Origin of the sequence: Cellulomonas sp. ES6, from assembly GCF_030053835.1 — a bacterium.
In the GTDB taxonomy this organism is placed as follows: domain Bacteria; phylum Actinomycetota; class Actinomycetes; order Actinomycetales; family Cellulomonadaceae; genus Cellulomonas.
In genome coordinates this window covers 385,220-403,294 of sequence record NZ_CP125655.1, presented here as the reverse complement: position 1 = coordinate 403,294, position 18,075 = coordinate 385,220, and the positions used below count along the sequence as shown (strand labels likewise).

17 protein-coding genes and 1 tRNA gene are annotated in these 18,075 nt (G+C 76.0%); 14 read left to right on the top strand and 4 right to left on the bottom strand.

The window, feature by feature from the left end; translation table 11 throughout:
* Positions 1–94: 94 nt before the first annotated feature.
* The 4 genes from pgl to tal are packed head-to-tail and all read right to left on the bottom strand — an operon-like array spanning position 95 to position 4,441.
* Entirely contained in the window at positions 95–874 is a 780-nt protein-coding gene (gene pgl, locus P9841_RS01965; RefSeq protein WP_283320448.1) for a 6-phosphogluconolactonase, read from the bottom strand.
* Positions 871–1,788, bottom strand: coding sequence for a glucose-6-phosphate dehydrogenase assembly protein OpcA (locus P9841_RS01960; RefSeq protein WP_283320447.1), 918 nt, complete (start codon positions 1,786–1,788; stop codon positions 871–873). Before P9841_RS01960 ends, pgl begins: the two co-directional genes overlap by 4 nt.
* Complete coding sequence (gene zwf / locus P9841_RS01955; RefSeq protein ID WP_283320446.1) at positions 1,785–3,326, bottom strand: glucose-6-phosphate dehydrogenase; 1,542 nt, start codon at positions 3,324–3,326, stop codon at positions 1,785–1,787. Before zwf ends, P9841_RS01960 begins: the two co-directional genes overlap by 4 nt.
* Positions 3,323–4,441: a transaldolase gene (tal, locus tag P9841_RS01950; protein WP_283320445.1), complete on the bottom strand. Its 1,119-nt coding sequence runs from the start codon at positions 4,439–4,441 to the stop codon at positions 3,323–3,325. Before tal ends, zwf begins: the two co-directional genes overlap by 4 nt.
* A 328-nt stretch (positions 4,442–4,769) precedes the next feature.
* Here tal and P9841_RS01945 point away from each other — a divergent pair, with 328 nt between their 5' ends.
* The 14 genes from P9841_RS01945 (at position 4,770) to P9841_RS01880 (ending at position 18,021) form a co-directional block, all read left to right on the top strand.
* Entirely contained in the window at positions 4,770–5,726 is a 957-nt protein-coding gene (locus P9841_RS01945; protein ID WP_283320444.1) for a heme o synthase, read from the top strand.
* A gap of 26 nt (positions 5,727–5,752) precedes the next feature.
* A complete protein-coding gene (locus tag P9841_RS01940) occupies positions 5,753–6,856 on the top strand; it encodes a site-specific tyrosine recombinase XerD (protein WP_283320443.1) in 1,104 nt (367 codons plus the stop codon).
* Positions 6,857–6,885: 29 nt separating this feature from the next.
* The gene (locus P9841_RS01935; protein ID WP_283320442.1) at positions 6,886–7,752 is read left to right on the top strand and encodes a ParA family protein; all 867 of its coding nucleotides are present in this window, start codon (positions 6,886–6,888) and stop codon (positions 7,750–7,752) included.
* On the top strand, positions 7,736–8,614 hold the full coding sequence (locus P9841_RS01930) for a segregation and condensation protein A (RefSeq protein ID WP_283320441.1): 879 nt from the start codon (positions 7,736–7,738) through the stop codon (positions 8,612–8,614). The genes P9841_RS01935 and P9841_RS01930 overlap by 17 nt, the downstream gene beginning before the upstream one ends.
* Positions 8,611–9,285, top strand: coding sequence for an SMC-Scp complex subunit ScpB (gene scpB / locus P9841_RS01925; protein ID WP_283320440.1), 675 nt, complete (start codon positions 8,611–8,613; stop codon positions 9,283–9,285). The genes P9841_RS01930 and scpB overlap by 4 nt, the downstream gene beginning before the upstream one ends.
* Before the next feature lie 507 nt (positions 9,286–9,792).
* Positions 9,793–10,527, top strand: a complete 735-nt coding sequence (locus P9841_RS01920) for a pseudouridine synthase (RefSeq protein ID WP_349306919.1) — start codon at positions 9,793–9,795, stop codon at positions 10,525–10,527.
* Positions 10,524–11,645: a prephenate dehydrogenase gene (locus P9841_RS01915; protein WP_283320439.1), complete on the top strand. Its 1,122-nt coding sequence runs from the start codon at positions 10,524–10,526 to the stop codon at positions 11,643–11,645. The genes P9841_RS01920 and P9841_RS01915 overlap by 4 nt, the downstream gene beginning before the upstream one ends.
* On the top strand, positions 11,627–12,385 hold the full coding sequence (cmk, locus tag P9841_RS01910; protein ID WP_502848257.1) for a (d)CMP kinase: 759 nt from the start codon (positions 11,627–11,629) through the stop codon (positions 12,383–12,385). Before P9841_RS01915 ends, cmk begins: the two co-directional genes overlap by 19 nt.
* The gene (locus tag P9841_RS01905) at positions 12,382–13,089 is read left to right on the top strand and encodes a lysophospholipid acyltransferase family protein (protein ID WP_283320437.1); all 708 of its coding nucleotides are present in this window, start codon (positions 12,382–12,384) and stop codon (positions 13,087–13,089) included. The genes cmk and P9841_RS01905 overlap by 4 nt, the downstream gene beginning before the upstream one ends.
* Positions 13,090–13,181: 92 nt before the next feature.
* The gene (der, locus tag P9841_RS01900) at positions 13,182–14,750 is read left to right on the top strand and encodes a ribosome biogenesis GTPase Der (protein WP_283320436.1); all 1,569 of its coding nucleotides are present in this window, start codon (positions 13,182–13,184) and stop codon (positions 14,748–14,750) included.
* A complete protein-coding gene (locus tag P9841_RS01895; RefSeq protein ID WP_283320435.1) occupies positions 14,747–15,862 on the top strand; it encodes a hypothetical protein in 1,116 nt (371 codons plus the stop codon). The genes der and P9841_RS01895 overlap by 4 nt, the downstream gene beginning before the upstream one ends.
* A 100-nt stretch (positions 15,863–15,962) precedes the next feature.
* Positions 15,963–16,622, top strand: a complete 660-nt coding sequence (locus P9841_RS01890) for a GntR family transcriptional regulator (RefSeq protein WP_283320434.1) — start codon at positions 15,963–15,965, stop codon at positions 16,620–16,622.
* A complete protein-coding gene (locus P9841_RS01885) occupies positions 16,619–17,917 on the top strand; it encodes an MFS transporter (protein WP_283320433.1) in 1,299 nt (432 codons plus the stop codon). The genes P9841_RS01890 and P9841_RS01885 overlap by 4 nt, the downstream gene beginning before the upstream one ends.
* Before the next feature lie 27 nt (positions 17,918–17,944).
* A tRNA-Pro gene (locus P9841_RS01880) sits at positions 17,945–18,021 on the top strand.
* Positions 18,022–18,075: the final 54 nt, after the last annotated feature.

Here is an 18,075-nt window from a genome sequence, read left to right as displayed (position 1 = left end):
CGACCTCGGCCAGACGTGACGACTTCGGCCAGAGGTGACGACCTCGTGGGCCGACGGCAGGGCGCGAGGGGGAGGACCCCGTGCGCGGCGGGGCTCAGCCCGCGCCGACCTCCGACACGGCGGCGGCGTCGACGAGCCACAGCGTGCGGTCGGTGCCCCGTGCACCGGCGGCGGGGGTCCGCTCCACGGGGGCGTCCGACAGGGCGGACGCGACGGCGCCCGCCTTCTCGGCGCCGGCCGCGACGACCCACACCTCCCGGGCTGCCCGCAGGGCCTCGAACGTCAGCGACACGCGCAGCGGCGGCGGCTTGGGGGAGCCGTGCACGCCCACCGTGGGGACGCCGGTGACGTCGAGCGCCTCGTGGCCGGGGAACAGCGACGCGACGTGCCCGTCCGGGCCCATGCCGAGCATGAGCACGTCGAACGCCGGCACGTCGGCACCCTCGGGGGCGAAGGCGGCGAGCTCGGCGGCGTACGCGGCGGCGGCGTCCTCCGGGGTCGCGACGCCGGCGGCCTCGTCCAGCGGGCGCACGGGGTGGACGTTCGCGGCGGGCAGGGCGTCGCCGAGCGCGTCGAGCAGCGCGTCACGCGCCTGGGTCTCGTTGCGGTCGGCGTCGCCGTCGGGCAGGAACCGCTCGTCGCCCCACCACAGGTGCACGCCGGACCAGTCCACGGCGTCGCGGGCCGGTGACGCCGCGACGGCCGCGAGCGTCCGGATGCCGACCGTGCCGCCGGTGAGGACCACGTGCACGGGAGCGGCCGCGGACTGCAGGTCGACCAGCCGGGTGATGAGACGCGCGGCGGTGGCCTCGGCGAGGACGGTGGCGTCCGGGTGGACCAGCACGGTGCGCGGGGCGCCCGCGCCGGCCGTCACGCGCCCACCTTCGTCAGGCCCTTGCGCAGCACCTCGCCGTAGACCTCGTCGGCGTCGAGGCGCCGGAGCTCCTCGGCCAGGCACTCGCGCAGCTGCCGGATGGGCAGGGCGATGCGGTGCTCGGGCTGGTCGGGCTGGCGCAGCGCGGCGGTCTTGCCGTCGGGCCGGTCCAGCACGATGGGCCCGGACCGGCGCTCGAGCCGCACCTGGGTGATCGCCGGGGCGTCGGCCTGGCGCTCGATCTCCACCGGGCAGTTCAGCGCCCACCCGAGCCACGCGGCCATGAGGTCGACGGACGGGTGCGTGCTCTCGCCGGCGACGACGGCGCGCTGCACGGACTCGAACGGCGGCTGGTCGAGCGTCGCGGCGATGAGGCCGCGCCACAGGGTGGTGCGCGTCCACGCCAGGTCGGTGTCGCCCTCGGCGTAGGTCTCCGCCAGCCGGTGCAGCGTCCGGGACGGGTTCGCGCACTCCGTGGAGTCCGTGATCCGGCGGCGGGCGAGCTGGCCGATCGGGTGCTGCGACGGGTCCTCCGGGACGTCGTACGGCCACCACGCCACGATCGGCGCGTCGGGCAGCAGCAGGGGCAGGACGAGCGTGTCGAGGTGCCGTGCCTGCGCCTGCGAGGGCTGCAGGATGACGACCTCGGAGGCCCCGGCGTCGCCGCCGAGCCGGATCTGGGCGTCGAGCTCGGAGTCCTCGCCCGGCCCCTCCTCGGTCAGGACGATGACGCGGCACGGGTGCTCGCGGGAGGCGTCGTTCGCGGCGGCGATCGCGTCCTCCGGGTCGTGCGGGCCGACGTCGATGATGAGCGTCAGGACCCGGCCCAGCGCGACGGCGCCGCCCTCGTCCCGCTCCTGCACCAGCCGCTTGTTGATGTCGCGGGTGGTCGTCTTCGGCAGGTCGATGATCACGGTCGCCTCCAGGCTCGTCCGTCGCGCTCCATCATGCGGTCGGCCGACTCCGGCCCCCAGGTCCCGGCGCGGTACGCGTCCGGCCGGCCCCTGCCCGCCCAGTAGGACGTGATGGGGTCGAGGATCTTCCAGGAGAGCTCGACCTCCTCGTGGCGCGGGAACAGCGGCGGGTCGCCGAGCAGCACGTCGAGGATGAGGCGCTCGTACGCCTCGGGCGACGCCTCGGTGAACGAGTGGCCGTAGCCGAAGTCCATCGTGACGTCGCGGACCTCCATCGCGGTGCCCGGGACCTTCGCGCCGAACCGCAGGGTCACGCCCTCGTCCGGCTGCACGCGGATGACGAGCGCGTTCTTGCCGAGCTCCTCGGTCGCGGTGGACTCGAACGGCAGGTGCGGCGCCTTCTTGAACACGACCGCGATCTCCGTGACGCGCCGGCCCAGGCGCTTGCCGGTGCGCAGGTAGAACGGCACGCCCGCCCAGCGGCGGGTGTCGACGTCGACGCGGATGGCGGCGAACGTCTCGGTGGTCGAGTTCGGGTCGAAGCCGCCCTCGTCGAGGTAGCCGACCACGCGCTCGCCGCCCTGCCAGCCCGCGGCGTACTGCCCGCGCGCGGTGTGCTTGCCGAGGTCCTTGGGGAGCCGGACCGCGGACAGGACCTTGATCTTCTCGGCGGTGAGGTCCTTGGCGTCGAACGTGACGGGCTCCTCCATCGCCGTGAGGGCGAGGAGCTGCAGCAGGTGGTTCTGGATGACGTCGCGGGCCGCGCCGATGCCGTCGTAGTACCCGGCGCGACCGCCGACGCCGATGTCCTCGGCCATCGTGATCTGCACGTGGTCGACGTAGTTGGCGTTCCAGATCGGCTCGAACATCTGGTTCGCGAACCGCAGCGCCAGCAGGTTCTGGACGGTCTCCTTGCCCAGGTAGTGGTCGATGCGGAACACGTCGTCCGGGCTGAACACCTGGGACACCACGTCGTTGAGCTCGCGGGCGGACTGCAGGTCGTGCCCGAACGGCTTCTCGATGACCACGCGCCGCCACGCGCCCTCGACCGGCTGCGACAGGCCGGAGCGGGCGAGCTGCTTGCAGACCACCGGGAACGCGCTGGGCGGCACCGACAGGTAGAACGCGTGGTTGCCCGCCGTGCCCCGCGAGACGTCCAGGTCCTCCACCGTCGTGCGGAGCCGGTCGAACGCGTCGTCGTCGTCGAAGGAGCCCTGGACGAACCGGATGCCCTCGGAGAGCTGCCGCCACGTCGCCTCGCGGAACGGGGTGCGGGCGTGCTCCTTGACGGAGTCGTGGACGATCTGCGCGAAGTCCTGGTCCTCCCAGTCGCGCCGGGCGAACCCGGTGAGCGCGAAGCCGGGCGGCAGCAGGCCGCGGTTCGTCAGGTCGTACACCGCGGGCATGAGCTTCTTGCGGGCGAGGTCGCCGGTGACGCCGAAGATCACGAGGCCGGACGGGCCGGCGATCCGGGGGAGCCGGCGGTCCCGCGGGTCGCGCAGGGGGTTGTGCTCGGGCGTGACCTTCGCGGGCCTCACGCGGTCACCTGGCCCAGGCCGTCCTGCACCGTCTCGAGGAGCTCCGTCCAGGACTTCTCGAACTTCTCGACGCCCTCGCGCTCGAGCTGGTCGGTGACCTCGTCGATCGAGATGCCCAGCGCGGCGAGGCCCTCGACGACGCGCTGCGCCTCGGCCTGCGTGCCGGTGACCGTGTCACCGCGGAAGTTCCCGTGGTCGGCGACCGCGTGGAGGGTGGCCTCCGGCATCGTGTTGACGACGCCCGCGACGACCAGCTCGTCGACGTAGCGCGTGTCGGGGTACGCCTTGTCCTTGACGCCGGTGGACGCCCAGAGCGGCCGCTGCGGCCTCGCGCCGGCGGCGGCGAGCGACTGCCAGCGCTCGCCCGCCACGACCTCCTGGTACACGCCGTAGGCGAGGCGGGCGTTGGCGATGGCGGCCTGCCCGCGCAGCGCCGCCGCCTCCGGGGAGCCGATCTCGTCGAGGCGCGGGTCGATCGCGGCGTCCACGCGCGAGACGAAGAACGACGCCACCGAGGCGATCGGGGCCAGGTCGTGCCCGTTCGCGCGGGCGCGCTCCATGCCGTCGAGGAACGCGTCGAGCACCGCCCGGTAGCGATCGAGCGAGAAGATCAGCGTGACGTTGACGCTGATGCCGTCGGCGAGCACGTCGGAGATCGCGTGCAGCCCGTCCAGCGTCGCCGGGATCTTGATGAAGACGTTCGGGCGGTCGATGGTCGACCACAGCGCCCGGGCGGAGTCGGCGGTGGCCTGCGCGTCGTGCGCCAGCCGCGGGTCGACCTCGATGGAGACGCGGCCGTCCACGCCGTCCGTCCGGTCGTGCACCGGGCGCAGCACGTCCGCGGCGTCCCGCACGTCGTCGGTGGTGATCGCGAAGACCGCGCCGTCCACGTCGGTGCCCTGCGCGGCGAGCTGCCGGAGCTGCTCGTCGTAGGCGTCACCCTTCGCGAGGGCGCCGGCGAAGATCGTCGGGTTGGTCGTCACCCCCACGACGCGGCGCTCGGCCACGAGCTGCTCGAGGTTGCCGGTGCGCAGCCGCTCCCGGGAGAGGTCGTCCAGCCAGACGGCGACGCCCGCGTCGGCCACCTGGTCGAGCGGCGTGGTGCCCTGAGTCATCGTCGTGCCACCTCGTTTCTCGTCCCGCACGGACCGCGGGACGTCGACGGACGGGTGCCCGGTCGGGGGGCCGGGCGCCGCTCACGCCGGGCGGTGGTCACCCGCGCCTGGCGTGCGGTTTCGAGCCTAGACCCGCGCACGGGCGATCGCCGGTCCGTCCACAGCAGGGAGGGGGCCAGGGCGACGGACGTCACACCTCTGGGACCGAGGTCCTATGCGCGTGACGGCCCCCTCTGCTGCCGAAAGGGCCGTACGATGGCCGGAACCATCCGCAGGCGGACCGCCGCGGGGCCGAGCGACAGGGGCGGAGGACCGGAGCGTGCGCACGATGAGCCCAGCCGCTCCCGCCGGGTCCTCCCGCCCGCCGGTGCGGCCGGCCGGCGCCGGCGCCGCTCCCCGCACGCTGAGTCGCCGCGTCGGCGCGTACGTCGCGCTGACGAAGCCGCGCGTGATCGAGCTGCTGCTCGTCACCACGCTGCCGACGATGATCCTCGCCCAGGGCACGTTCCCCCCGATCGGCCTCGTGCTCGCGACGCTCGTCGGCGGGGCGGCGGCCGCGGGCTCGGCGAACGTCCTCAACTGCTACCTGGACCGCGACATCGACCAGGTCATGAACCGCACGAAGCGCCGGCCGCTCGTGACCGGGGAGATCACGCCGCGCGCTGCGCTGGTGTTCGGCCTCGCGCTCGGCGTGGCGTCGCTGACGTGGCTGGCGCTGCTGGTGAACGTGCCCTCCGCGCTGCTCACCGGCGGCGCGATCCTCATCTACGTCGTCGGCTACACGATGATCCTCAAGCGCCGGACCCCGCAGAACATCGTGTGGGGCGGCGCGGCCGGGTGCATGCCCGTGCTCATCGGGTGGTCCTCGGTCACCGGGGGCGTGTCGTGGGCCGCGGTGCTGCTGTTCGGGGTGATCTTCTTCTGGACGCCGCCGCACTACTGGCCGCTGTCCATGAAGTTCCGCAAGGACTACGCCGCCGCCGGGGTGCCGATGCTGCCGGTCGTCGCCGCCGAGGCGAAGGTCGCGCGGGAGATGATCGCGTACACCGTGGCCATGATCGCGTGCTCGCTGCTGCTGGTGCCGGTCGCCGGCATGACCTGGGTGTACGCCGTCGTCGCGACGGTGCTCGGCGGGTGGTTCCTCTGGTCGACCATCGCGCTGTACCGTCGCGCGCAGGACCCGAGCCGCGGCAGGCTGCGCGCGATGTCGGTGTTCCACGGGTCGATCACGTACCTGTCGCTGCTGTCCGTCGCGGTGGCCGTGGACGTGTTCCTCCCGCTGTAGGCGGACGGCGGACCGGGAGGACGGCCATGGGGGAGAGCGGCACGTCCGCGCCCGCGCCGGCCCGTCCTGCCCCGGCCCGCCCCGCGCCCGAGGTCCCGCCGGCGCTGCGCGTCGCCCTCGACGGCTACCTCGCCCATCTCACCGTGGAGCGGGGGCTGTCCGCCAACACGCTCGCCGCGTACCGCCGCGACCTCGCGCGGTACGTCGAGCACCTCGCGTGCGCCGGTCGCGTCGGCATCGGGGACGTGACCGAGGGCGACGTCGAGGACTTCCTCACCGCGGTGCGCACGGGCTCCGACGGCCGGGCGGTGCTGTCCGCGTCGTCCGCGGCCCGCGCCGTGGTGGCGGTGCGGGGCTGGCACCGGTTCGCCGTCCTCGAGGGCCAGGCTCCCGACGACCCGGCCCGCGCCGTGCGCCCGCCCCAGCAGCCGCAGCGCCTGCCGAAGGCGATCTCGACGCACGACGTCGAGCGCCTGCTCGGGGCCGCCTCCCTGGGCGACGGCCCGGTGCCGCTGCGCGACCGCGCGCTCCTGGAGCTCCTGTACTCCACGGGTGCGCGCATCTCGGAGGCGGTCGGGCTGGACGTCGACGACCTGGACCTGACCCCCGGCCGCGCGGCCGTCCGCCTGTTCGGCAAGGGGAGCAAGGAGCGGGTCGTGCCCGTCGGCGCCTACGCGGTCGAGGCCGTCGAGGCGTACCTCGTGCGCGCGCGGCCGGCGCTGGCCGCCGCGGGGCGCGGCGGGTCGGCCGTCTTCCTCAACACCCGCGGGGCGCGGCTGTCGCGCCAGAGCGCCTGGGCGGTGCTGCGCACGGCCGCCGAGCGGGCCGGCCTGCCCGGGGCCGCGCACGTGTCGCCGCACACGCTGCGGCACTCGTTCGCGACCCACCTGCTCGCCGGCGGCGCGGACGTGCGGGTGGTCCAGGAGCTGCTCGGGCACGCCTCGGTCACGACCACGCAGATCTACACGAGGGTGACGCCGGACACGCTGCGGGAGGTCTACGTGACCAGCCACCCGCGGGCCCGCCGGGACCAGGCCCGGGAGCGGGCGGGCGAGCGGGCGGGCGAGCGGCCGGGGCAGCGGGCGGAGGGGCCGGACGGGGCCGCCGCCACCGGCGCGGGACGCGGCTGACCGGGTCGCCGCTCCGGTAGGTTGTGCGGGTGGCACGCGAGGAGACGACCGAGACCGTTCTCGACCCGGTGGGCAGGCCCCTGCCCGACTTCCCCGTCCCCGCTCCGCTCGCCGCGCACGGGCCCGCGCGGGTGATCGCCATGTGCAACCAGAAGGGCGGCGTCGGCAAGACGACGACCACGATCAACCTCGCCGCGGCGCTCGCCGAGTACGGGCGCCGGGTGCTCATCGTGGACTTCGACCCGCAGGGTGCCGCCTCCGTCGGCCTGGGCATCAGCCCGCACGAGCTCGACCGCACCGTCTACGACCTGCTCGTCGACCGGCACGCGCAGGTCGCGGACCTCGTGCGCCCGACCGAGGTCCCCGGGCTCGACCTGCTGCCGGCGAACATCGACCTGTCGGCCGCCGAGGTCCAGCTCGTCTCCGAGGTGGCGCGCGAGTCGATCCTGTCCCGCGTCCTGCGCCCCGTGCTGGACGACTACGACGTCGTGCTCATCGACTGCCAGCCGTCGCTCGGCCTGCTCACCGTGAACGCGCTGACGGCGGCGCACGGTGTGCTCATCCCGCTCGAGTGCGAGTTCTTCGCCCTGCGCGGCGTGGCGCTGCTCGTCGAGACCATCGAGAAGGTGCGCGACCGGCTGAACCCGCGCCTCGAGGTCGACGGCATCCTCGCGACCATGTACGACCCCCGCACGCTGCACGCCCGCGAGGTGGTGGCGCGGGTGCACGAGGCCTTCGGCGACACGCTGCTCCAGACCGTCATCGGCCGCACCGTGAAGTTCCCGGACGCGTCCGTGGCCGCGGAGCCGATCACCACCTACGCGCCGACGCACGCCGGGGCGCACGCGTACCGGCAGCTGGCGCGGGAGCTCGTCGCCCGTGGCGACGCCGCCTGAGGCGCCCGCGCCGCCGCAGCCCGACGGGACGACCGGGGCGGCCCCCGTCGGGTCGAGCGCGTTCGAGGTGCACCTCGACAACTTCTCGGGCCCGTTCGACCTGCTGCTCGGCCTGATCTCGAAGCACAAGCTCGACATCACCGAGGTCGCGCTGGCGGTCGTCACGGACGAGTTCATCGCGCACATCCGCGCCGCCGAGCGTGCGGCCACCGAGGGCGGGCGCACGTGGGACCTCGGGCAGGCGAGCGAGTTCCTGCTGGTCGCGGCGACGCTGCTGGACCTCAAGGCGGCCCGGTTGCTGCCGGCGGGCGACGTCGAGGACGCCGAGGACCTCGAGCTGCTCGAGGCCCGGGACCTGCTGTTCGCGCGGCTGCTGCAGTACCGGGCGTACAAGGTGGTCGCGGCGGACATCGGCACGCGCCTGGTCGAGCAGGGCCGCCGGTTCCCCCGCACCGTCGAGCTCGAGCCGCAGCTCGCGGCCATGCTCCCGGAGCTGGTCTGGCAGATCGGGCCGCAGGAGCTCGCGGCCCTGGCCGCCAAGGCGCTGTCGCCGGCGCCGCCCCCGCCGGGCGTCGACATCAGCCACCTGCACGCGCCCGCGGTGAGCGTCCGGGAGCAGGCCGCCCTGGTGGCGGACCGCCTGCGCCACTCCGGCGCGACGACCTTCCGCGCGCTGACCGCCGACGCGTCGTCGACGCTCGTCGTCGTGGCGCGGTTCCTCGCGCTGCTCGAGCTGTTCCGCGAGGGGGCGGTGGGCTTCGACCAGGTGACGCCGCTCGGCGAGCTGACGGTGCGGTGGACGGGGACGGGCGACGGCGACGTCGCGGTGGAGTCGGACTTCGACGAGGGGACGGACGCATGACGGACGCACCGACCGGGGACGCGCCGGTGCCGGCCCCCGCGGAGGGGGAGCTGGCGCCCGCGCCCGAGGAGCTCGCCTTCGACGTCGCCGACCTGCCCGGCGGGGCGCTGGCGGCGCTCGAGGCGGTGCTCATGGTCGCCGACGAGCCCGTCCCGGCGGTGCGTCTCGCGACCGTGCTGGGCCTGCCCACCGGGGAGGTCGTCGACCTGCTGCGCACCCTCGCGGAGGAGTACCGCGGGGAGCACGGCGGACGCCCGCGCGGGTTCGAGCTGCGGCAGGTGGGCGAGGGCTGGCGGATCTACTCCGCACCCGCGTACCACCAGGTCGCGGGCCGGTTCGTGCTCGACGGGCAGACCGCCCGGCTGACGCAGGCGGCGCTCGAGACGCTCGCGGTGATCGCGTACCGGCAGCCCGTCACGCGCGGGCAGGTCTCGGGGGTCCGCGGCGTCAACGTGGACGGCGTCGTGCGGACCCTGACGGCACGTGGTCTGGTGGCCGAGGCGGGCGTCGACCCGGCCTCCGGTGCGTTCCTCTACCGGACCACGGGATACTTCCTGGAGCGGATGGGCCTCACGAACCTCGACGAGCTGCCCCCGCTCGCTCCGTACCTGCCCGAGATCGACGCGTTCGACGGGCTGGACGGGGCCGACAGGATGAACGGAGACAGGTGATGGGTGCAGCAGGGCAGGACGGTCGCGGAGGGTCGGGCGGCGCACGGCGCGGCGGTGGCCCGCGGGGTGGCGCGACGGGTCGGCCCGGCGGCGCCGGCGCGGGCCGGGGTGCGGGAGGTGCCGGACGCGGCGGTCGTGACGGCGGCGCGGGCGGCGCGGGCCGTGGCGCCGGCGGCCGCGGCGGTGGGCCGCGTGGCGAGGCGGGCGCCCCCGCGTCGCGGGCGGCTCGCGGGGGGCGGTGCGCCGGCCCGCGGCGGCTCGGGCGCACCGCGTGGCGGCTCGGCGGCTCCGCGTGGCGGCTCGGGCGCAGCGCGCGACGGCTCCGGCGCGCCGCGTGGCGGGTCGGAGACGCCCCGCGGCAGCGGCGCCCCCCGCGGCGGTGCCCAGCGCAGCAGCGGGGCCGGTGCACGGCGCGGGCCCGACCTCGGCCGTCCCGGGTCGTCCTGGCCGTCCCGTCCGCCGCAGCAGCGCCGGCCCCGTCCGCAGCGCGCGCAGCAGGACCTCGACGTGCACGACCCCGAGGGCGTGCGGCTGCAGAAGGTGCTCGCGCAGGCGGGTCTCGGGTCGCGCCGGGCGTGCGAGGAGCTCATCACGTCGGGGCGCGTGAGCGTCGACGACCAGGTCGTGGTGGAGCTCGGCGTGCGGGTGGACCCCCGGTCGGCGGTCATCCACGTGGACGGCCTGCGGCTGCAGCTCGACCGGTCGGTGGTGACGCTCGCGCTGAACAAGCCGCTGGGGGTCGTGTCGACCATGCACGACCCCGAGGGGCGCCCGTCCCTCGAGCAGTACGTGCAGAACCGCGAGGAGCGGCTGTTCCACGTCGGACGGCTGGACGCCGACTCCGAGGGGCTGATGCTGCTGACGAACGACGGCGAGCTGGCGAACCGGCTCTCGCACCCGTCGCACGGCGTCACCAAGACGTACCTGGCGACCGTCGAGGGCCGGGTCGCCGGCAACCTCGGGTCGGTGCTGCGCAAGGGCGTCGAGCTGGAGGACGGGGTGGTGACCGTGGACGCGTTCCGGGTCGTGGACGCCACGCCGCAGGCCTCCCTGGTCGAGCTGGTGCTCCACGAGGGCCGCAACCGCGTGGTCCGCCGGCTGCTCGAGGAGGTCGGCCACCCGGTGACGCGGCTGCTGCGCACGCAGATCGGTCCGATCAAGCTGGGCGACCTGCGCCCGGGCCGTACGCGCGTGCTGGGGAAGCCGGAGGTCGGCTCGCTGATGACGTCGGTGGGCATGTGAGCGGGAACGGCGCCGTCGCGACCCGCGGGCCGGTCCGCGTCGTCGGCACCGGCCTGCTCGGCGCGTCCGTCGGCCTGGCGCTGACCGCCCGGGGCGTCGACGTCACGCTGCACGACCCGTCCCGGACGGCCCTCGCCCTGGCGCGGGACGTGGGGGCGGGCCGGCCCGCGGCGGCGGACGACCCGCAGCCCGCGCTCGTCGTCGTCGCGGCGCCCCCGGACGTCACTGCGGACGTGGTGCTGGCGGAGCTCGCGGCCCACCCCGCGGCGGTGGTCACGGACGTGGCGAGCGTCAAGGGCTACGTGCTGCGCGAGCTGCGCGCCGCGGGCGCGGACCTGACGCGCTACGTCGGCTCGCACCCGATGGCCGGCCGGGAGCGTTCCGGCCCGGCCGCGGCGGTGCCGGACCTGTTCGTCGGACGCCCGTGGGTGGTCGTCGACTCGGGGGAGTCGCGGCCCGACGCGCTGCTCGCGGTGCGGGCGCTGGCCGCGGACCTCGGGGCCGTGCCGGTCACGATGGACGCGGAGGCGCACGACGCCGCCGTCGCGGTGGTGTCGCACGTGCCGCAGGTCGCCGCGAGCCTCGTGGCCGCGCGCCTGCGGGACGCCGAGCCGGACGCGCTCGGCCTCGCGGGGCAGGGCCTGCGGGACGTGACCCGGATCGCGTCGTCGGACCCCGCCCTGTGGACGTCGATCCTCGCGGCCAACGCCGGGGCGGTGCGGGACGTCCTGGCCGGCCTGCGCGCCGACCTGGACGAGGTGCTGGCGGCGATCGACAGCGCCGCCCGCGCGACGGGCCCGGAGGACGTCGAGCTCGGCGCGCTCGCCCGGCTGGCGCGGCTGCTCGCCGACGGCAACGCCGGGGTCGCGCTGGTGCCGGGCAAGCACGGCGGCGCGCCGCGCACGTACGCGGTCGTCACGGCGCTGGTGCCCGACCAGCCCGGCGAGCTGGCCCGCCTGCTGACGGACGTCGGTGCCGCGGGCGTGAACCTGGAGGACCTGCAGCTCGAGCACGCCGCGGGACGGCCCGTCGGCATGGCGTCGGTGTCCGTGGACCCGGCGCGCTCGGCGCACCTGGAGGCGGAGCTGACGGCCCGCGGATGGAGGCTGGTGAGGTGACGACGCGCGAGGACGCGACGACGGGGACGGGACGCCGCGGCGTGGTGGTGGCGATCGACGGCCCGTCCGGGTCGGGCAAGTCGACCGTGTCCCGGCGGGTGGCCGAGCGCCTCGGCCTGGCCTACCTGGACACGGGGGCGATGTACCGCGCGGCGACGTGGTGGGCGCTGCACCGCGGCGTCCCGCTGACCGACGTCGAGGCGGTCGCCGCGCTGGTGCGGCGGATGCCGCTGGTCATGGGCGTGGACCCCCGCGACCCGAGCGTGCACGTGGACGGCCACGACGTGGGAGGGGCGATCCGCGAGACCGCCATCTCGGCCGCGGTGAGCGCGGTCGCGACCAACCTCGGGGTCCGCGCGGAGCTCGGGCGCCGGCAGCGCGAGGAGATCGCGGCGCAGGCCGTGCCGACCTCGTTCTCCGGCGGGCGGGGCGTCGTCGCCGAGGGGCGGGACATCACGACCGTCATCGCCCCGGACGCGGACGTGCGCCTGCTGCTGACGGCGAGCGAGGAGGCGCGCCTCGCCCGGCGCGCGCGCGAGGTCCACGGCACGGACGACGCGGCCGCGGTCGCCGCGACCCGCGACCAGGTGGTGCGGCGCGACGCGGACGACTCCACGGTGTCGCAGTTCCTCGTGGCCTCCGACGGCGTGGTCACCGTCGACTCCTCCGAGCTCGACCTGGACCAGACCGTGCAGGCGGTCCTCGACGTGGTGGCCCGCGTCGCGGACGTCCACGCGTGACCGCGGCGGGCCGGGCCGAGGGCGCCGGCGTGCGGTCGGCGGCGCCCGGGCGCCGGTACGCGGAGCGACCGGTCCCGCGCGGGGCCCGGGCCATCGGGTGGTTCCTGGCGCACGCGCTGTGGGACGCGAGGGTGGTGGGGGCGGAGCGCGTGCCGGCCTCGGGACCGGTGCTGTTCGCCGCGAACCACACGAGCGTCGTCGACGGGCCGCTGCTGGCCGGCGTCACCCCGCGACCGGTGCACATCCTGGTCAAGGAGGAGATGTTCGCGGGGCCGTTCGCGGGCATCCTGCGCTGGTCCGGCCAGATCCCGGTCGACCGCTCCGGCGGGCGCGCGGCCCTCGTCACCGCGCTCGGCGTGCTGCAGCGCGGGGACGCCGTGGGGGTGTTCCCGGAGGGCAACCGCGGGCGCGGTGACGCGGCGTCCGCGCGGGCGGGCGTCGCCTGGCTGGCGGTGAACGGCCACGCGCCGGTCGTCCCGGTCGCGATCCTCGGCACCCGGCGCACGGGGGAGTCGGTCGGGCACGTCCCCGGGCCGCGGCGTCGCCTGCACGTGGAGATCGGGGAGCCGCTGGACGTCCAGCCGGCCGCGGGGCAGTCGCGGCGCGACGCGATCGCGTCCGGGACCGAGGCGGTGCGGGTCGCCCTGCAGAGCCTCGTCGCGGCCGCCGCGGAGCGCACGGGCACGTCGCTGCCGAGCGACTGACGGCCCCGCGCCCGGGGTGCGGACGCCCGGCGCGCCGGGCCCGACGCCGGGGCCGGTCGTCTGCGGTCCGCCCGTCGGGGACAATGGTGCCCATGCGTGACAGCGAGCCGGCCCAGCCGACCACCAGCGGACCCGTCGACGGGAACGCCGACGTCGACCTCGACCTCGACCTCGACGCGGGCGGGTCGACCGACGTGCCGGTCGGCGCCGCGGAGGGCGAGCCGGCGGACGACGAGGCCCGCGAGCGGGCGCTGCGCGCCGGCCTGGAGGAGTACGAGCTCGAGGACGAGGACGTCGCGCTGCTGTCCGGCGCGCTCGGCGACGGCGACGACGACGAGATCGAGGTCGCCCTCCCGGTCCTGGCGGTCGTCGGCCGGCCGAACGTCGGCAAGTCGACGCTGGTCAACCGCATCCTCGGCCGACGCGAGGCCGTGGTCGAGGACCGCCCGGGCGTGACCCGCGACCGCGTGTCGTACCCCGCGGAGTGGGCCGGGCGGCGCTTCACCCTGGTGGACACCGGCGGCTGGGAGGTCGACGTCGCGGGCATCGAGGCGCGCGTGGCGGAGCAGGCCGAGGTGGCCATCTCCCTGGCGGACGCCGTGCTGTTCGTCGTCGACGCGACGGTGGGCCCGACGGCCACCGACGAGCGCGTCGTGCGCCTGCTGCGCAAGTCCGGCAAGCCGGTGGTGCTCTGCGCCAACAAGGTCGACGGCCCGCGGGTCGAGGCGGACGCCTCCGAGCTGTGGAGCCTGGGGCTGGGCGAGCCGCACCCCGTCTCCGCCCTGCACGGGCGAGGGACGGGCGACCTGCTCGACGCCGCGATGGACGCCCTGCCGCGCGTCTCCCAGCACGGCACCGTGCGCCCGGGCGGACCGCGCCGCGTGGCTCTCGTCGGCCGGCCGAACGTCGGCAAGTCCTCGCTGCTGAACAAGGTGCTCGGCACGAACCGCGTCGTCGTGGACGACACCGCCGGCACGACGCGCGACCCGGTGGACGAGCTGGTGGAGCTCAAGGGCGTCCCGTGGTGGTTCGTCGACACCGCGGGCATCCGGCGGCGCGTCCACCAGACGTCCGGGGCCGACTTCTACGCGTCGCTCCGCACGCAGGCGGCCATCGAGAAGGCTGAGGTCGCGGTCGTGCTGCTCGACGCGTCGCAGCCGCTGACCGAGCAGGACACGCGCGTGATCCAGCAGGTCATCGACGCGGGCCGGGCCCTGGTGATCGCGTACAACAAGTGGGACCTCATGGACGAGGACCGCCGGCCGTACCTGGAGCGCGAGATCGAGAAGGAGCTCGTGCAGATCCAGTGGGCGCCGCGCGTCAACATCTCGGCGCGGACCGGCTGGCACACGGACCGGCTCGTCCCGGCGCTCACGCGGTCGCTGGAGTCGTGGGACACCCGCGTGCCGACGGGCCGGCTGAATGCGTTCCTCGGCGAGCTGGTCGCGGCGCACCCGCACCCGCTGCGCGGCGGGAAACAGCCGCGGATCCTGTTCGCCACCCAGGCGTCGACCCGGCCGCCGCGGTTCGTCATCTTCGCGACCGGGTTCCTCGAGGCCGGGTACCGGCGGTTCATCGAGCGCCGGCTGCGCGAGACCTTCGGGTTCGAGGGCACGCCGATCTCGATCTCCGTGCGGGTGCGGGAGAAGCGCAAGCGGTGACGCGCGGGGCGGTGGACCCGGGGCAGCGGGCGGCACGGGCGGGCGGGGAGCGGGAGCTCGCGCCGCGCCGGTCGCCCGTGCTGGTCCTGGGCCTGCCGCGCGACCCCGCCGGTCCGCGGCACGTCGCGGGGTTCCTCGCGGTCACGGTCCTGACCGTGCTGGTCACCCGGGGGCTGCTGGCGCTGACCGGCTTCCCGCAGCTCGGCGGGGACGGGCTGCACATCGCGCACGTCCTGTGGGGCGGGCTGCTGATGGCCCTCGCCGTGGTGGCGGTGCTGTCGTGGGCGGGTCCCGTGGTGCGACCGGCGGCGGCGCTGGTCGGCGGGATCGGGTTCGGGCTGTTCGTCGACGAGATCGGCAAGTTCGTCACCGCGGACAACGACTACTTCTACGAGCCGACGGCGTCGCTCATCTACGTCGTGGTGGTGCTGCTGGTGCTCGCCGGGGAGGCGATCCACACCCGGCGCCGCGACCCGCACGAGACGCTCGCCGCCGCGACCGACCTGGCCGTGGCGGGGCTCGCCGGGGGGTTCACGCACCGCGCGCGACGTCAGGCGCGTGAGCTCGTCGACGCGGCGGGTGACGTGCGCGGCGCCGCGGAGGTGCGCGCGCTGCTGGCCGTCGTCGAGGACGACGCGCGCGAGCTGCCCGACCCGATCAGCGCCGTCGCCCGCGGGGTGGTCCGGGTGTCGCGCCGGGTGGTGCGGGTGCGGTGGCTGCCGCGGGTGACCGTGGCGGTGCTGGCGCTGGTGACCCTGGCGACGGTGGCGCGCGGCGTCGTCCTCGTCGCCACCGGGACCGACCTGCCGTGGTGGGCCCTCACCGGGATGCTGGTCAGCGCTGCCGCCTCGCTGGTGTGCTCGGGCGTGGGGCTGCACCACGTCGGCCGGGACCGCGCGCGCGGCTATGAGTGGTTCCGGCGCGCCGTGCTGGTGAACCTGCTGCTGACGCAGATCTTCCTGTTCCGTGTGGACCAGTGGGGCGCCGTGAGCGGGCTCGTCGTGGACCTCGCGCTGCTGGGCCTCGTGGCGGCGGAGCTGGACGTGCTGCGCGGCCGGTCGGGGACCGACCCGACGGCGCCCGTGGACGAGGCGGACGCCGCCCGCGGGTGACCCTCCGGGCGGTCCCGGCGACCGCTCCGCGGGACCGGGCCGTCCCACGGGGCGGACGCGTCGGGCGTGGTCGTGCACGACTGAGATACATGTAGTGCCCATGGATCTCGCACGGCCCTCCGCGCCGGCGGCCCCCGCGGCCGAGCTCGCCTACCGTCACGTCAAGGACGCCCTGCTCACGGGCCGGCTCCCCGCCGGGGAGATGGTCAGCGAGGGCGAGGTCGCGGACGAGCTCGGGCTGAGCCGCACGCCCGTGCGGGAGGCGTTCCTGCGCCTGGCGGCCGACGGCTGGCTGCGCCTGTTCCCCAAGCGCGGCGCGCTGGTCGTCCCGCTCGCGCCCGGCGAGGCCGAGGCGGCGGTCGAGGCCCGGCTGCTGCTCGAGTCGCACGCCGTCGACGTGGTCGCGACCGACGCCGCCGCGCGCACGGCGCTCGTCTCGCGGCTGCGGGACCTGCTGGCGCGGCAGCAGGAGGCCGTCGACGCCGGCGACCTCGACGGCTACGCGGACCACGACGCCGCGTTCCACCTCGCGGTCGTCGCCGCAGGCGGTAACGCGCTGCTGACCGGGTTCGCGGTGACGCTGCGCGAGCGGCAGCAGCGCATGATCGCCCTGTCCGTCGGGCGGTCGGGGGAGCGGGCGCCCGGGTTCGTCGAGGAGCACGAGGGCCTGGTGGCCGCGATCGAGGCGGGGGACGCCGCGCGGTTCCGCGAGCGGCTGCGCGCCCACCTGCACGCGGCGCACCTCGGCGGTGCGCGGTGACGGCCGAGGTGCGGACGGCGGCCGGGGTGCGCACGGCGGCCGAGGTGCGCACGGCGGCCGAGCCGGCCACCGCCCGCGCGACGGACCCCGCCGACCCTCGCGTCTGGCGGCGCGTCGCGGCGCTCATGGTCGCCATCGCGTGGGGCGGCAACGAGTTCACGCCGCTGCTCGTCATGTACCGCGAGGTCAGCCACCTGTCCGCACTGACCGTGAACGTGCTGCTGGGCGCCTACGTGCTCGGCATCGTCCCCGCGCTGCTCGTCGGCGGCCCCCTGTCCGACCGGTTCGGGCGCCGGCCCCTGCTGCTGCCCGCCGCGCCGCTCGGCGTCGTCGGGTCGCTCGTGCTGGCGCTCGGGCCCGCCTCGGTGCCGGCGCTCGCCGTGGGCCGGGTGCTCTCGGGCCTGGCGCTGGGCCTCGTCATGGCCGTGGGGACGACCTGGGTCGCCGAGCTGAGCGCCGCGGCGGGGGAGCCCCGCAGCGGTGCCCGGCGGGCGTCGCTCGCCCTGACCGCCGGGTTCCTGCTGGGTGCCGGGCTGGCGGGCGTGCTCGCGCAGTGGGGGCCGTGGCGCACCGGCACGCCGTACCTCGTGCACGCGGCCCTGACCGTCGCGGCCGGGGTCGCCGTGCTGGCGGTCCCCGAGACCCACGCCGCACCGGCGGAGCGCGGCCGGCTGCGCGACGACCTGCGCGTGCCGGCCGTCGGCCACCGCCGGTTCCTGCGCGTCGTGCTGCCGCTCGCGCCGTGGGTGTTCGGCGCCGTCGGCAGCGCCTACGCCGTCCTGCCCGGGCTGATGCGCGCGCACGCCGGCGGCGTACCGATCGCCTTCTCCGCGCTCCTCACGGTCGTGACCCTCGCGGTCGGCTTCGCGGTGCAGTCCGTCGCGCGCCTCATCGACACCCGGCACAGCGCCCGCGCGTCCGTCGTGGCGCTGGCGATCCTCGTGCCGGGCATGGCGCTGGCCTCCTGGGCGTCGGCCACGCTCGCGCTGCCGGTCGTGCTGCTCGCCGCGGCCGTGCTCGGAGCGGGGTACGGCCTGGCGCTCGTGGCCGGGCTGTCGGAGGTGCAGCGCATCGCCTCGCCGGCCGACCTCGCGGGGCTGACCGCGGTGTACTACTCGGTCGCGTACCTCGGGTTCTTCGTCCCGGCCGTGCTCGCCTGGCTCTCGACGCGCTGGGCGTACCCCGCGATGTTCCTGGGCGGCGCCGTGATCGCGACGGCGTGCCTGGTCGTGGTCGCGTGCGCGTGGCGCTCCCACCTGCCCGCGGGGGACAGCGGCACGGTCCGCATACGGTAGAGTTGCCGAGGCTCCTGCGGGGGCCATCGGGCTGTGGCGCAGCTTGGTAGCGCACTTGACTGGGGGTCAAGGGGTCGCAGGTTCAAATCCTGTCAGCCCGACCAGAGAGCCCCGGCGGGAGAGCCTCCCGCCGGGGCTCCGTCGTGTCCGGGGCAGCC

What these genes read in the sequence shown, in the direction of transcription:
- P9841_RS01890 (WP_283320434.1), top strand. Translation starts at nt 15,963, where the DNA reads ATGGATCTCGCACGGCCCTCCGCGCCGGCGGCCCCCGCGGCCGAGCTC.
- P9841_RS01940 (WP_283320443.1), top strand. Translation starts at nt 5,753, where the DNA reads ATGGGGGAGAGCGGCACGTCCGCGCCCGCGCCGGCCCGTCCTGCCCCG.
- cmk (WP_502848257.1), top strand. Translation starts at nt 11,627, where the DNA reads ATGGAGGCTGGTGAGGTGACGACGCGCGAGGACGCGACGACGGGGACG.
- P9841_RS01945 (WP_283320444.1), top strand. Translation starts at nt 4,770, where the DNA reads ATGAGCCCAGCCGCTCCCGCCGGGTCCTCCCGCCCGCCGGTGCGGCCG.
- tal (WP_283320445.1), bottom strand. Translation starts at nt 4,441, where the DNA reads ATGACTCAGGGCACCACGCCGCTCGACCAGGTGGCCGACGCGGGCGTC.
- scpB (WP_283320440.1), top strand. Translation starts at nt 8,611, where the DNA reads ATGACGGACGCACCGACCGGGGACGCGCCGGTGCCGGCCCCCGCGGAG.
- der (WP_283320436.1), top strand. Translation starts at nt 13,182, where the DNA reads ATGCGTGACAGCGAGCCGGCCCAGCCGACCACCAGCGGACCCGTCGAC.